This is a genomic window from Chryseobacterium sp. NG-CE01 (assembly GCF_055695505.1).
This window is the reverse complement of record NZ_CM146369.1, coordinates 2,683,724-2,697,893: the sequence shown is the minus strand read 5'-3', so window position 1 is coordinate 2,697,893 and position 14,170 is coordinate 2,683,724. Positions and strand designations below refer to the sequence as shown.

General features: G+C 37.4%; 11 protein-coding genes. 7 read left to right on the top strand and 4 right to left on the bottom strand.

The window, feature by feature from the left end; all coding sequences use genetic code 11:
• Positions 1–42 precede the first annotated feature (42 nt).
• Entirely contained in the window at positions 43–2,262 is a 2,220-nt protein-coding gene (locus ACYT6F_RS12595) for a purple acid phosphatase family protein (RefSeq protein ID WP_472598014.1), read from the bottom strand.
• Between the two features lie 283 nt (positions 2,263–2,545).
• Between ACYT6F_RS12595 and rplS the strand changes: the two genes are divergently transcribed.
• The 7 genes from rplS (at position 2,546) to ACYT6F_RS12560 (ending at position 8,935) form a co-directional block, all read left to right on the top strand.
• Positions 2,546–2,902, top strand: coding sequence for a 50S ribosomal protein L19 (rplS, locus tag ACYT6F_RS12590; RefSeq protein ID WP_034709455.1), 357 nt, complete (start codon positions 2,546–2,548; stop codon positions 2,900–2,902).
• Positions 2,903–3,084: 182 nt separating this feature from the next.
• Positions 3,085–4,806 (top strand): cellulase family glycosylhydrolase, encoded by a 1,722-nt coding sequence (locus tag ACYT6F_RS12585; RefSeq protein ID WP_472598013.1) that lies wholly within the window; start codon positions 3,085–3,087, stop codon positions 4,804–4,806.
• A gap of 226 nt (positions 4,807–5,032) precedes the next feature.
• Positions 5,033–5,911 (top strand): CGA/CIA family class A beta-lactamase, encoded by an 879-nt coding sequence (gene bla-A / locus ACYT6F_RS12580; protein ID WP_472598012.1) that lies wholly within the window; start codon positions 5,033–5,035, stop codon positions 5,909–5,911.
• Positions 5,912–5,942: 31 nt separating this feature from the next.
• Positions 5,943–6,350, top strand: a complete 408-nt coding sequence (locus ACYT6F_RS12575) for a hypothetical protein (RefSeq protein WP_472598011.1) — start codon at positions 5,943–5,945, stop codon at positions 6,348–6,350.
• Between the two features lie 25 nt (positions 6,351–6,375).
• Entirely contained in the window at positions 6,376–7,266 is an 891-nt protein-coding gene (locus tag ACYT6F_RS12570) for a 3-hydroxybutyryl-CoA dehydrogenase (RefSeq protein WP_472601119.1), read from the top strand.
• Positions 7,267–7,340: 74 nt separating this feature from the next.
• Entirely contained in the window at positions 7,341–8,657 is a 1,317-nt protein-coding gene (locus ACYT6F_RS12565; RefSeq protein WP_472598010.1) for a hypothetical protein, read from the top strand.
• 38 nt (positions 8,658–8,695) lie between these two features.
• Complete coding sequence (locus ACYT6F_RS12560; RefSeq protein ID WP_002977986.1) at positions 8,696–8,935, top strand: hypothetical protein; 240 nt, start codon at positions 8,696–8,698, stop codon at positions 8,933–8,935.
• 52 nt (positions 8,936–8,987) lie between these two features.
• Here ACYT6F_RS12560 and ACYT6F_RS12555 read toward each other — a convergent pair whose 3' ends face one another.
• The 3 genes from ACYT6F_RS12555 to dnaN all read right to left on the bottom strand — a co-directional run bounded on the left by ACYT6F_RS12555 (position 8,988) and on the right by dnaN (position 13,997).
• Positions 8,988–9,395 carry an META domain-containing protein gene (locus tag ACYT6F_RS12555; protein WP_169230930.1) on the bottom strand — a complete coding sequence of 136 codons (408 nt, stop codon included), beginning with the start codon at positions 9,393–9,395 and terminating at the stop codon, positions 8,988–8,990.
• A 291-nt stretch (positions 9,396–9,686) separates the two neighbouring features.
• Entirely contained in the window at positions 9,687–12,089 is a 2,403-nt protein-coding gene (pheT, locus tag ACYT6F_RS12550; RefSeq protein ID WP_472598009.1) for a phenylalanine--tRNA ligase subunit beta, read from the bottom strand.
• A gap of 777 nt (positions 12,090–12,866) precedes the next feature.
• A complete protein-coding gene (gene dnaN, locus ACYT6F_RS12545; protein ID WP_029297223.1) occupies positions 12,867–13,997 on the bottom strand; it encodes a DNA polymerase III subunit beta in 1,131 nt (376 codons plus the stop codon).
• Positions 13,998–14,170: the final 173 nt, after the last annotated feature.

Genomic DNA, 14,170 nt, shown 5'->3' with positions numbered 1-14,170 from the left:
TTGATGATGCCTGGAGAATCGGTCCAGGAAGCTGTGATATTTTCACCTAATGTAAACAGGTTTATTGGTCCAAAGTTCGGTTACAATATCTCCGACTTTAAAGAAGACTTTTTCGCCTATTGTCGTGTAACCATCTTCTAAGAAATACTGTGCATAATAATATCCTTTTGCAAGACCTGTAAAATTGAGTGTTCCGGAAGCCGTTGTCACATAGCTCCACTGTGTAGAATTTACATTCCCCGGCGTATGTCCCATTTTATAGATTCCGATCCAGTCTTTGCTAAGATTTGGTCCATTGGAGAAATTAACGGTTACCGTTCCGCCGACAGGATACACATCAGAAGTTGTTGTTAGAACTACTTTCGGTCCTACATAAAAGTTTTTTCTCGGGGTAATTTCGGTATAGCCGTTATTTGCGAAGAAGCCTGCAAAATACTGACCTTTCGTGGCAATTCCGTTCGGAAATGAAGCTGTTCCGGATGTCTGTCCGTTGGTATAAACATAAGCCTGGGAAGTTACCGCCGCAGGATTCTGGCCTTTCCTGTAAATTCCTACCCAATCCTGATTATTGCCCGGACCATCTGTAAAATTGGCTGTAATTGGTTCGTTCTGCAGATATTCTGTTTTATTTAAAGTAAAAACAGGGTTTGAAACAACACTTCCCGTAACGGTAAATTCTTTTACATCGCTCCAGTCACTCCATTCCATATTTCGGTCCCTGTAGCGTACTTTCACATAATAAACACCGTTGGTAATAGAGTTTGCACCGATGGTAGCTTTTGTAATGTCAACACCTGCATTAAGGTTTTTGGTAATATCAGGTGTTCCGTTTCCGTCTTTCCCGAACCAGTTTTCGTAATCTCTGTAAAATTCCTTTTCAATAATGGAAAAATCGGCAGCTTTACTGATGAGAAACTGAGTCGTGTTCAACAACTCTCCGTTTGAACTTGAAAAAGCTGATCCGTTCAGTGTAAGAGGTAAAGTAACCGGTGCGGTAAATGTGTTTGAAATAGCAGGCTTTGCCGGCTTAGGCTGATTTTTATAGCGGTGGAAAGTGTCAATCAGTTCATTATATTTTTTATGATACACTCCTCCGATGGAATAGGATTCAACATCCACTTTGCCTGTATTGACATCCACTTCCACGATTTGGTATGTCCAGTCAGTAAGAGTTTTCTGAACATCATCAAAATCCTGTTCGGTAGACATTCCCCAATACTGGTCCCAGGCAACGCCACCGGAAATAATCTGGTAATTCGGCGTATTTTTCAGCTGTCCCCTGTGATACAAATGGTGATGCGCTCCTACGTGCATTAAATATTTTGAAGATGTGGTTAAAAGAGGAACGGCGCTGTTTCTTACCCAGGTTGAAATATCTCCTACATATTGCTCTGCCTGATAAGGTCTGTGACTTAAAGAAATAATCCAGTCTACAGTAGAATCGTTCTCAGCCGCATTTAAAATCTGCTGCAGCCAGGTCATTTGTGCAGAACCGGTATGTTCAGAACTCAAACTGATAAATAAAACATTGCCAGCCTGTTGGGCATAATAGTTTTCATTTCCGGATGAGATATTTTTATATTTTATTTCATCAATATAAAAGTGGGCATAATAAGAATTCATTCCCAGCGTCCCATAGGTTTCGTGATTTCCTACCGTGGTCTGTATAGGAAGATATGGTGAAAGATTGATATTCTTTTTAAAATGAACATTTTCATAATGATCGAGTGTTCCCACATCCACCTGATCTCCGACCATAAAAGTCAAAGCAACATTATCGGAAGGGTCAGAATTTGGACCGAACTTTTCCTTTAGCTTTTTATAGGCATTCAGCGTCAAGGTGTCATATCTCGGTTCTGCCTTGATCTGATTGTCTCCCATAATCAGGAAACGGATTTTTCCGTTGGCAGTAGCAGCCTGTCCCGGTAAAGGCAGTGTTCTGAAATTGTAAACAGCCGATTCGCTGCTTCCTGTTTTGATTTTGTAATAATATTTCGTGTTCGGCTGAAGGTTGGTGATTTTTGCCGTATGATAATAATAGTTATTGTTGTAACCGGTATCGGAAAATATATTGGTGGTTCCGGTAAAAGTCACATTAAGATTGGCTGGGCTTGTTCCATAGAAAACGGTTGTTTCATTATTGGATGAAGTTTTCCAGCTGACAATCATTGAAGTTGATGTAGGATTCTGTAAATAAGGATACAGAGCCTGCCCGAAAGCCATCTGGACGGCAAAGCAAAAAAAGAATAAGAGCTGTTTCATGAGTACAATGTGTATAATGTTTTAATAGTTTAGCTGATAACAGTAAGGCTGAAGAAACCCTTTTTATCATCGTGCAAAAGTAAAATACGCATGTAAACTGTAGTTGATGCCAACTTCAAGGAAATATTAATTTATAACCGAAATTTTCTTTAAAATTTCATTATATTTTAATAGTAATGTGTTTGGAATATTGAAAAAAAGATTTGTATATTTGCAACCTGTTATTCAACCTCTGACGAAGTCCGTGTAAGTTGCTTAGCCTTAACATTTTATTTTATTAATAATGGATTTATTAAAGTACGTACAAGACAAGTACATTACAAAAAAAGAATTCCCTGAATTCAAAGCAGGTGATACAATCACTGTGTATTACGAGATTAAAGAAGGTCAGAAAACAAGAACTCAGTTCTTCAAAGGAACAGTTATCCAATTAAGAGGTACCGGTTCTACAAAAACTTTCACGATCAGAAAAATGTCTGGTGATGTAGGTGTAGAAAGAGTATTCCCAATCAACATGCCTGCTCTTCAAAAAATTGAAGTTGACAGAAGAGGTAGAGTTAGAAGATCAAGAATCTACTACTTCAGAGACCTTAGAGGTAAAAAAGCGAGAATTAAAGACGCTGCTTACAAGAAGAAATAATTCAGACAACAATACATACGAAAAGAGACTGCTAAAAATTAGCAGTCTCTTTTTATTTTCAACAAACCTTAATTTCATATTGCAGGGCTATATGGTTTTTATTCAATAAATTTTAAATATATTTGTGATTATCAAATAATAATTCTTAAAAATACCCCATAATATTTAATATTAAAACAACTATGAAACGAGCCCTCCTATTATCCGCTTTTTTATTGTCTCAATTTGGGACATCACAGCTTTTAAAAACTGAAGGTCAAAAGATTGTTAATGACAATGGTGAAAACATACAACTGAGAGGCCTCGGCCTTGGAGGATGGATGCTTCAGGAAGGATACATGCTGAAAACCGGGGATTTTGCGGGTCCTCAGTACAAAATAAAAGAAAAAATTGCTGAACTTATTGGAGAAGACGGAATGAATGAGTTCTACAAAGCATATCAGAAAAACGGCATCACAAAACAGGATATTGATTTTCTGAAGAAAGCAGGATTCAATTCGATCAGGCTTCCGATGCATTATAATCTGTATACTTTGCCTATTGAAAAAGAGCCGAAAAAAGGGCAAAATACATGGCTGGAAGAAGGCTTTAAAATGACCGATGATCTTTTAAAATGGTGTGCCGACAATAAAATGTACCTGATTCTGGATCTTCACGCTGCTCCGGGCGGACAGGGAAATGACGTGAATATTTCCGATAACGACAAATCGAAACCTTCTCTTTGGGAAAGTGATGAAAACCAGAAAAAAACAATTGCGCTCTGGAAAAAACTGGCAGAAAGATATAAGGATGAAACATGGATCGGAGGATATGATTTAATCAATGAACCAAACATCAACTTCACCGGAAAAAATCCGAACGGAACCGATGAAATGTCGAATGCACCACTCTGGAAGCTGCAGAAAGATATTACGGAAGCCATTCGAACGGTTGATAAAAAGCACATCATCATTATTGAAGGAAACGGCTGGGGAAATAATTACAATGGACTTACGCCGCTTTGGGACAACAATATGGCTTTCAGTTTCCATAAATACTGGAATTATACGGATGATGCAACCATTAAGTTTGCACTGGATCTTCGTGAAAAGCATAATATTCCGATCTGGCTGGGAGAAACAGGTGAAAACTCTAATGTGTGGTTTACGGAGCTGATCCAGCTTTTGGATAAACACAACATCGGCTATGCATTCTGGCCAATGAAAAAAATCGATAATATTGCAGGAGTTACCAACGTAAAAATCACTCCTGAATATCAGAAATTATTAGATTACTGGCAGAACGGCGGCGAAAAACCTTCAAAAGAATTTGCCCGAAAAGCATTGATGCAAATTGCAGAAAATTACAAATTCAGCAATGTAGAGATTAAAAATGATGTGATCGATGCGATGTTCAGGCAAACAACGGATGCTTCCACAAAACCTTTTAAAAACCTTCAGGCTCCCGGTAAAATTTTGGCAGCCGATTATGATTTGGGAAGAATGGGTTCAGCTTATCTCGATAAAGATTTTGTCAACCTTTGGGTAAGTGATCCTGAAAAAAGATCTGACTGGAATTCCGGAAACCAGCTGAGAAATGACGGTGTAGATATTTATAAAACCTCTGATAATGAGTATTACGTAGGAAAAACAGAAAGCGGGGAATGGCTTCAGTATACGATTAGTGCAAAAGCTGATAAAGCTTATACTTTCGATATTAATTATGCAAGCAACAATGCAGCAAAAATCAGGATTGAAGATGCTTCAGGAAAACGATTATCTACCGTTTCACTAGCTTCCACAGGCGGCAATGAGAACTGGAAAACCCTTTCGGTGAAAGGCATCAGCCTTAAAAAAGGAGAAAACAAAATCCGGATCTATTTTGAAAATGACGGCATAAACCTTAATTATTTTGAGGTGAAATAAGAAAAAATCTTAAATTGCAAATCCCTTTTAGCTATCTGAAAGGGATTTATTTTTTTAATTTTTTAACCGCAAAAGAAACAACAGATTTTAGCACTAATCTTTATTATACAATAGAATACATTAGCTAAAATTTCTGAGTTTATTATTTTGCAGACTTTAAATAAGCTAAAATATTAGCACTATAAACTATCTTTACCTCCTGCGGTAAAATATCAAACAAAATATTATGAAAAAAATCGGGTTATTATTTGTTTTGATTTCGGCATTTGTTTTTGGCCAGCAATCTGTTTTAGAACAAAAAATCAGCGCAATTATTAAAGATAAAAATGCTACGGTAGGAATTTCTGTTCTGGGCTTTGAAAATGGTTTTAAATACAATAAAAACGCTGACAAGAAACTCCCGATGCAGAGCGTGTTTAAATTTCATATTGCTGCAGCCGTTTTGGATTATGTTGATAAGGGAAAACTGTCTTTAGATCAGAAAATTCTTTTAGATAAAACCAATTTACTGGAAAATACCTGGTCGCCGCTTCGTGACAAATATCCGGAAGGAAACGCCGGCGTACCTTTAAGTGAAATCCTTGAATATACGGTTGCTAAGAGTGACAATAATGGCTGCGATATTCTCCTGAAATTACTGGGAGGAACACAAAAGGTGCAGAAATTTATGGATGCTAAAGGAGTGAAAGGTTTTCAGATAAAATTTAATGAAGCAGAAATGCATGAAGACTGGAACGCGCAGTATGAAAATTACAGCACCGCAGCCTCTGCAACAGACGTCCTGAAAAAATTCTATGACGGAAAATTACTCTCCAAAATGTCTACGGATTACCTGATGAAAATAATGCTTTCCACTTCTACAGGAAAGAACAAATTAATTGAGCAGTTGCCGAAAGATACTCCGGTGGCAAGAAAAACGGGAGCTTCCGGAAAGAATAATGCGGGCTTAACAGGCGCTGAAAATGAAATTGCCATCGTCACTTTACCGAATGGCAGGCATTATGCAATAGCTGTATTTATCAGTAACTCAACGGAAACGGATGTGGTCAACTGTAAAATGATTTCGGATATTTCAAAGTCGGTCTGGGATTATTTTAATAAGTAAAAATTTAAGCTTAATTTTAAAACCGTTAAAAATGAAAAAAGTATTATTAACCATAGGATTATTCAGCACAGTATTATTCTTTGCCCAGAAAAATGAAAATTACTTTGTGATCGGTTATCACAGTATCTGCTGCGGTACGCCGTCGGATCAGCCGGTGATGGACTTTATCAATCAGTTCCAGAAAAAGAACAAGGTGAAGAATTTCGAGGTGTACAGACAGAACGGATTAGGAAGAGAAGGTGAATTCAACCTTTATATCGGGAACGATAAGCTTTCCAAATTACAGAAAGCTCAGTTTGTAAATGGTCTTAAAGCGGCAATTGACGCCCAAAACAGAATGAAAAAACCCAACAGAGACGGGAATGTGAGTTTCGACGAGACCGAAATGATAAAAAAATCAGAATTGCTGAACGGAAGAAATATAACTTTAATAAAATAAATAATTAACTAAATAAGGAAAAATGATCAGAAACATTGTCGTTATCGGAGCCGGAACCATGGGAAATGGTATTGCCCATACTTTTGCACAAAGCGGTTTTAAAGTAAACCTGGTAGATGTATCTCAGGAAGCTTTGGACAGAGGGCTGAAAACCATTACTACCAATCTCGACAGAATAATTGCCAAGGGAAACCTTACAGAAGAACAAAAAGCTGAAACATTAGGCAATATTAATACTTTTACTGCACTTCAGGATGCGGTGAGTTCTGCAGATCTTATCGTGGAAGCAGCAACGGAAAACCAGGAATTAAAGCTGAAAATTTTCGGTCAGATGGATGAATTTGCACCCGAAAACTGTATTCTGGCGACCAATACTTCCTCTATTTCCATCACGAAAATTGCAGCTGCTACTAAAAGAGCAGATAAAGTAATCGGGATGCACTTTATGAATCCTGTTCCGATCATGAAACTGGTGGAGATTATTAAAGGATATTCTACTTCTAAAGAAACTTTTGATGCGATTTATGAAATGAGCAAAACCTTAGGGAAAGTTCCTGTGGAAGTTAATGATTATCCGGGATTTGTGGCTAACAGAATCTTGATGCCGATGATCAATGAGTCTATCGAAACCTTATACAACGGTGTTGCCGGTGTTGAGGAAATCGATACGGTAATGAAATTGGGAATGGCTCATCCGATGGGACCGCTTCAGCTGGCAGATTTTATCGGTCTTGATGTTTGTCTGGCAATCCTTAACGTAATGTATGACGGCTTCAAAAATCCTAAATACGCACCGAATCCTTTATTGGTAAATATGGTGATGGCGGGAAAATTAGGCGTAAAATCAGGAGAAGGTTTCTACGATTACTCGGAAAGCAAAAAAGCAGAAAAAGTAGCAAAGATGTTTGCAAAATAAGAATTATGAACGGTGAATAGGCAACAGTGAATTTTAATTGATTTGTTTTACAAAATTGATTAATTTCACCACCGATGAAATTTAAAGAACGAAATATTCAGATATCAATGATCATCATTACGTTAATGATGATCATTTTGCGTTTTTTACTCAACGAAAAAGGCAGAACCAACCCGGATTCTATACGCTACATGCGGTTTGCCCATGTTTTTCCTACAATTGATAATACCACTACTCCATTAGGATATCCTCTGAGTATTAAATTTTTTACTTTTTTTGGGGCAGATGAATTCTGGAGCAGTAAAATCGTAGGAATTTCATCATTTCTGTTCATTCTTTTTTTTACCTGGAAAAAGAAGTTTTTCTTTAAAGAATCGGTCGTTTTAAGTGCGCTCTTTAGCTTTCTATCGATTTATTCTTATACGATGAGCGAAGCGCTGATACTGCCGTTTGTACTGTTATTTCTCTATACCTGTTCTTTAATCATTGAAGGTAAACTGGAAAAAGGGAAAGCTGTTTTTTATCTTTCATTATCTTTAATTGCACTCTACAATATACGGTACAGCTCGCTTTTCATCATGGCCGGAACCGGACTTTTCGGATTGATTTTTATGAAGAGAAAATACTCGGCGGTCTTCATTATTTCAGGGTTAATCGGCGGTATATTCGTGGTTTTATATAAATTTTTATTCATAGATTATTTTAATGAAAACTACGTCAATGAATTCCTTGAAATCGGCCTTCATCCTACTTCCAAGCTGTTGGCTGAATTATTTCAGGGTCTGTGTACCACTTTTAATCCTTTCATTCATATTGCAAATCCGGGAGGAGGGCTTATTAACTATGCGATCTATGGTATCGGACTTTTGAACATTCTTTTGATATGCTGGCTTTTTATAAGATATAAACTTACCGAGACTGAATCTTTCTTTATTTTTATAAGTGTTGCGGGAATTGTCTGTTCCTATTTCATTCAATATTTTTATTCTGTTAATCCAATTGATTACCGTTTAATGGCGCCCTTTAGCTTTCCGGTGTGGCTTATATATTTCAGAAAACTGTTCCTGGTGTTTACTCGTAAAGTATATGCAATCGGCTTTTTGAGTATTGTTTCAGGGATGCTCTTCACATGGCTGTCAAGAGGAAATTACCTGGAAAACAGGAAAGAGATGCAACATTTTTTACAGTCTGAAAAACTGGACAAGGTACCTTTACAATTTTTTCTGGAAACTGCTGAAGACCTGGACAAGATACAGGTTGCCGAATTGATCAGCACCGTAAATCCGAATATTACACTGAGTTTTAAGCCGAAAGACACTTTACGGAAAACAACTTTAACGAGGTACAAAGTTTTACAAAAAATAAAGATAGACAAGAACAAATACCAATAATTTTATTATCTTTGATTTAAAGTTAAAACATTAAAAAAATGAAATTACCAAAGTTTTTATTAGCAGATAATTCGGAATTTCCAGAAGATTTGTTCGTAGTTCACACAGAATATCCGAGGTTCATCCTGAATGTTGAGGAGGAAGAAGTGGAATGGCTGGATGATCTTGAAGGCGACGATGAGGAAACTATGGCGGATGAGGCTACAAAAGTAGTGGAAGCTGCGTTTAAATGGTGCGATGAAGAGTTGGCCAAATACGACGAAGAAGAGGAAGATTAATACAATCTAAACATAAAAAAGGAACTCATCTGAGTTCCTTTTCTTTTTATTATTATTCAGCTTTATTGAATTTTAAAAGAAGGAGGTTATCCTGATATAATTCCAGCACATTTCCTGTGATGACATATTTATTGGCTTTGGACATCATATCCATAAAATTCTTTTCTACGCTCATATTCTCACAAGCCATTTTGGTAGAACCCATCTGTCCGGCAGAGAAATTCCCTGTGGAAGGTTCTACTTTAGCTGTTCCGAAATAGTTGTTGCATCCCGTATTTCCGCTGATCTTTTCACCTTCAATATTCAGGGTAGGAATTTTTCCTTTCACATTATCAGCCAGAGCCCATTTTGTACCGGCCAGTGAAGGCTGTGCCTTCCCTACTTTTGAAGCCGAACCGGACATCGCACCGCAGGAAACCAAAACCACTGCCGTACTTATACTTAAAAAAAGATTTTTCATTTTTTTCTTTTTGATTCAATCAAATTTACGGAAATATTATTATTTAAACGCTCTTGAGAAGATTTTATTATTCTTTTAACGACAGTTTTTAATGAAATTTTTAAAGAAAATATAGTTGAAATTGCTGTTCGCAAATCATGAGATCATGGTGAAACACTTCAATTTATTGGTGAAATATTTGCGCCTTTAATTGTATGTTTTGGCTAAAGCCGACCTGATATGGTTATTAGAAAAGCGGGCTAAAGCCCGCTTCTATTAATATTTAATCTTTTTAATATTATTGTAAAGAAATTAACCTCTTAGTTCCGCATTGAATTCCTTTTGGAAGGATTTAATCAGAGAATCCATTACTGCCGTAATTTCTTTCTCTTCAAGCGTTTTCTCCTCATTCAGCAGTTCAAAACTCATCGCATAAGATTTTTTACCCTCAGGAAGATTTTTTCCTTCATAGACATCAAAAAGGTTGATGTTTTTAATGTAAGGCGATTTATTTTTCTTCGCAGCCTGATAAAGGTCTTCGTAATTCACGTGCTTATCAATCAATAAGGCAAGGTCTCTTCGGATCTTGTTGAATTTAGGAATATCTTTAAATTTCAGTTCATTTTGAGAACGCAGCTTTTGGGCAAATTCCAGTTCGATTTCCGCGTAAAAGCACTCCTGATCGATATCAAAATCTTTCAGCATCTGAGCGGAAACTTTCCCTATTCTTACCAATGCCTTGCCATCAGCTTCATAAGCGAGGGCATCAGAAAACCTATCGTCAGACAAAGCAACTTCTTTATAATCAATTGCTAATTTCTCCAGCAATACCTTTACGTATGCTTTTAAATTGTAGAAGCTTGTTGCAGATTTAGGCTGCAGCCAGTTTTCAGCTACATCTCTTCCCGAAACAAGAATGGCCAATTGCTTTCTTTCTTCGTATTTCTCTTTTTTATGATAGATCTTTCCAAATTCGAAGAATTTGATATCATGATTTTTCCTGTTGATATTATAGATCGCATTCTGTAAGAGCCCTTCCAGCAAGGATTTTCTCATAAAAGCAAGATCGCTGCTTAACGGATTCAACAGTTTTACCGCGTCTGTTTCATCTTTTACGGAAGTTAATGAGTTGTTCATCACTTCATTGAAACCCAGACTCTGCAATGTTCTTGCCCAGCTGTTTTCTAGTTCATCCTGATCTTTTGCATGAAGCTTTACCGGTGTAAAAGATATTTTCTGAGGAGCATCAATTTTATTGTATCCGTAAATTCTTAAAATCTCTTCAATGACGTCAATTTCTCTCGTCACATCAGCTCTGTATGCCGGAACAGAAATCTCGTACCCGTTCTGTATTTCATTTAACACCTGAATATCAAGTGCCTTTAAAATCTCTTTTACTTTTTCCCTGTGGATTTTGGTACCCAAAATCTGCTCGATTTTAGAAAATCTGATGATCACGTAGTTATCCTCAATTTTCTTAGGATATTCTTCCAGCAATTCACCGGCAAGTTTTCCGCCGGCAAGATCCTGAATCATTTTTATGGCGTGCGTGATTGCTGTTCTGGTAATATTAGGATCTACTCCCCTTTCAAACCTAAATGAAGCATCGGTATTCAGCCCATGGAATTTTGCCGCTTTCCGTACTGCTACAGGATTGAAGTAAGCGCTTTCCAGGAAGATTGTTGTTGTTTCATTAGAAACTCCTGAATCTGCGCCTCCGAAAACTCCTGCAATACACATAGGGTTGTCTTTTCCGTCTTTGATGATGATTTCAGAACCGTTCAGCGTTCTTTCCACACCGTCAAGGGTTGTGAATTTTGTTCCTTCTTTTACAGTTCCTACTTTCACTGTTTTATCTGCAATCTTGTTGGCATCAAAAGCATGAAGCGGCTGACCAAATCCGTGAAGAATATAGTTGGTAATATCCACCACGTTATTGATGGGGCTTAGGCCGATGGCTTTCAGCCTGTCTTTCAGCCATGCCGGAGATTCCGCTACTTTTATATCTTCAATCACCGCTCCGATATATCTTGGAGACAGTTCAGCGTCCTCCACTACTAAACTGAAATCGTTTGTTCCTTCGTTGCTCAGTACTACTGAAGAAACTTTTTCAAACTCAGATTTTTGTTTGTTTGTGGAAAGATATGCATGAAGATCCCTTGCTACACCATAGTGAGACATAGCATCGGTTCTGTTAGGCGTTAAACCTATTTCCAGAACTTCGTCATTTGCAATTTCAAAATAATCAGCGAATTTTTTTCCGACTTCAAATTTTTCTTCATCAAGAACCATAATTCCTCCGTGGTCGTCGCTCAATCCCAATTCGTCTTCTGCACAGATCATTCCCTGGGAAACTTCACCTCTGATTTTTGCTTCTTTAATTTCAAAAAAGCTTCCGGATTTATCATAGATCTTTGTTCCTACTACGGCAACGGGAACCGTTTGTCCGGCTTCTACGTTTGGAGCCCCGCAAACAATGTTTAAGATTTTCCCGTTTCCAACGTCTACCGTTGTTTTTTTGAGTTTGTCCGCATTGGGATGTTTTTCGCAGGTAAGAACTTTACCCACAACAATTTCTTCCAGGCTGCCTTGTATGCTTTCAAATTTTTCTATCCCTTCAACTTCTAGGCCTATATCTGTAAGGAATTCACCGATTTTTTCAGTTTTCAATTCCGTTCTGATAAAGTCTTTAAGCCAATTGTTTGATATTTTCATCTGATAATTTTTATTTTTTCCAGAAGCAGATGTCATCTTATGTTTTCACCTGATCTATTTTGAAAAATTTTTGTTGAATTTTTAATTTTACAAATGTCGTGTTTTTTTGAGAAACAGGGAAATTTATAATGAATTTTCAGCGTTAATTTTATCAGCTTTCACTGTCTTCCTTCGTTGGTGTACGGTCCTTGGAATTTTTGTTATCCTTTCTTATAATTTCTGAGGTATTGTTTTCTCACGCGGATTTCACAGATGACGCAGATTTTTTATTACAAAGAAATTTGCATGCAGTTGTCATGCTGGAAGCATCTAAATACTATTTTCTTAAGCTAATTGTTGTTTTCTCCCGCGGATTCCATGGATGGCGCAGATTTTTTAATGTTGTTACGTAAGTTTGGTATGCCACAGGCAGGTAAACCCTATTTTTTAAAGCTGATTGTTGTTTCTCCCGCTGATTGTGCAGATTATGCAGATTTATTGCAATGAGCTTATTTAACAAGATTAGTCTGCTGAAAACTTTTACACATGGATCTTTTCTAATACTACGCTTAGATGTTTTCAACATGACAAAAGTCTTCCATTTCCTCTAATATTCCATCAAACACTACTACCTAGCCCCGATTGCAGCTTTGTTTGAGCTCATTTTACAGTTTCGGCGGCGCGGCTCCGCCGCGCCGCCGAAACTGTAAAATAGCGAGTGCGAAAAGCGGGAAAAAGCTTCAAAAAATAAGAGGTCCTGAAAATCAAGACCTCTTTATAATTTTATTTAAACTAATGCTATAATCCGATTACCGGCATGGATAACATTAAAATACTTTCGTTTTCTTCGAGACCGTCAAGAGGCTCAATAATTCCCGGTCTGTTTGGCTGGGACATTTTCATGGTAATATCGTCTGAACCAAGAATTGTCAACATTTCGGTTAAGAATTTAGAGCTGAATCCGATATTGATATCTTCTCCGTTATAATCGCAAGGAATCTGCATGTCTGCCTTGTTTGCATATTCCGTATCCTCTGCGTGAAGGTGAAGAATATTTGCCGACAATTTGAATCGCACCTGGTTGGTCGATTTGTTTGACATAATGGAAGCTCTTTTGATTGCTCCTAAAAGAAGGTTTCTGTTGATTGTTAATACATTCGGGTTTTCTTTCGGGATTACCGCTGTATAATTCGGATATTTCCCATCAATGAGCCTACAGATCCATGTATGCTTTCCGAAGGTGAATCTTGCCATATTCTCATTGAAATCGATGGTTACATCGTCGTTTGAGCTGGCCAGAATATTCTTGAAAATGTTCAGCGGTTTTTTCGGCATGATGAATTCCATAGGTTCGGCATTCATCAGGTCACTTCTTTTGTAAACAACCAGTCTGTGAGAATCGGTAGAAACAAAGTTGGTTTCATTTTCTCCAAACTGGAACAGAACCCCTGTCATTACGGGACGAAGAGAGTCGTTACTTGTAGCAAAAAGAGTATTGGTAAGTGCTTCAGACAAAACACCTGCTGACATGGTAACACTTTGTGCTGCGTCAAACTCAGGAAGTTCCGGATAGTCGTCTGCATTATCCAGCGCTACGGCAAAGTTATCTTTTTCATCTAAAATTTCAAGCTGACTTCCGGTGCCTTCTGCATTGTCTTTTACAACAAGCGTTAATGGCTGTTCTCCGTAGGTCTTGATAAAATCCTGAAAAATCTTGGCAGGAACGGCAAATTTCCCCGTGTCATCAGACTTTACTTCAAGAGAAGTCACAAGAGTCGTCTCGCCATCGGATGCTGTAATGGTAACCTGAGTTCCGTCTAATTCAAAAAGATAATTTTCTAAAATCGGTCTCGACTGAGAGCTTGATATTACGCCACTTACAGTTTGCAAAGCTTTCTGCAGTTCACCACTTGAAATAATAAATTTCATAGATTTAAAAATAAATTTTTACAAATATAATAAATAGAAAACAGATTGAAAAGAATAATCCTGAGAGTTATTAACAACCATCAAAGATTCTGTGATCTTCTGCCCTATTTTCTGATATCAGCAGATATCAAATTGATAATGACTAAAGGTAAGGATTTTCTTCACGCAAATAA

Excerpts from the sequence above, each read along its gene's own strand:
- ACYT6F_RS12595 (WP_472598014.1), bottom strand. The coding sequence starts at position 2,262 with ATGAAACAGCTCTTATTCTTTTTTTGCTTTGCCGTCCAGATGGCTTTC.
- rplS (WP_034709455.1), top strand. The coding sequence starts at position 2,546 with ATGGATTTATTAAAGTACGTACAAGACAAGTACATTACAAAAAAAGAA.
- ACYT6F_RS12585 (WP_472598013.1), top strand. The coding sequence starts at position 3,085 with ATGAAACGAGCCCTCCTATTATCCGCTTTTTTATTGTCTCAATTTGGG.
- bla-A (WP_472598012.1), top strand. The coding sequence starts at position 5,033 with ATGAAAAAAATCGGGTTATTATTTGTTTTGATTTCGGCATTTGTTTTT.
- ACYT6F_RS12575 (WP_472598011.1), top strand. The coding sequence starts at position 5,943 with ATGAAAAAAGTATTATTAACCATAGGATTATTCAGCACAGTATTATTC.
- ACYT6F_RS12565 (WP_472598010.1), top strand. The coding sequence starts at position 7,341 with ATGAAATTTAAAGAACGAAATATTCAGATATCAATGATCATCATTACG.
- ACYT6F_RS12560 (WP_002977986.1), top strand. The coding sequence starts at position 8,696 with ATGAAATTACCAAAGTTTTTATTAGCAGATAATTCGGAATTTCCAGAA.
- ACYT6F_RS12555 (WP_169230930.1), bottom strand. The coding sequence starts at position 9,395 with ATGAAAAATCTTTTTTTAAGTATAAGTACGGCAGTGGTTTTGGTTTCC.
- pheT (WP_472598009.1), bottom strand. The coding sequence starts at position 12,089 with ATGAAAATATCAAACAATTGGCTTAAAGACTTTATCAGAACGGAATTG.
- dnaN (WP_029297223.1), bottom strand. The coding sequence starts at position 13,997 with ATGAAATTTATTATTTCAAGTGGTGAACTGCAGAAAGCTTTGCAAACT.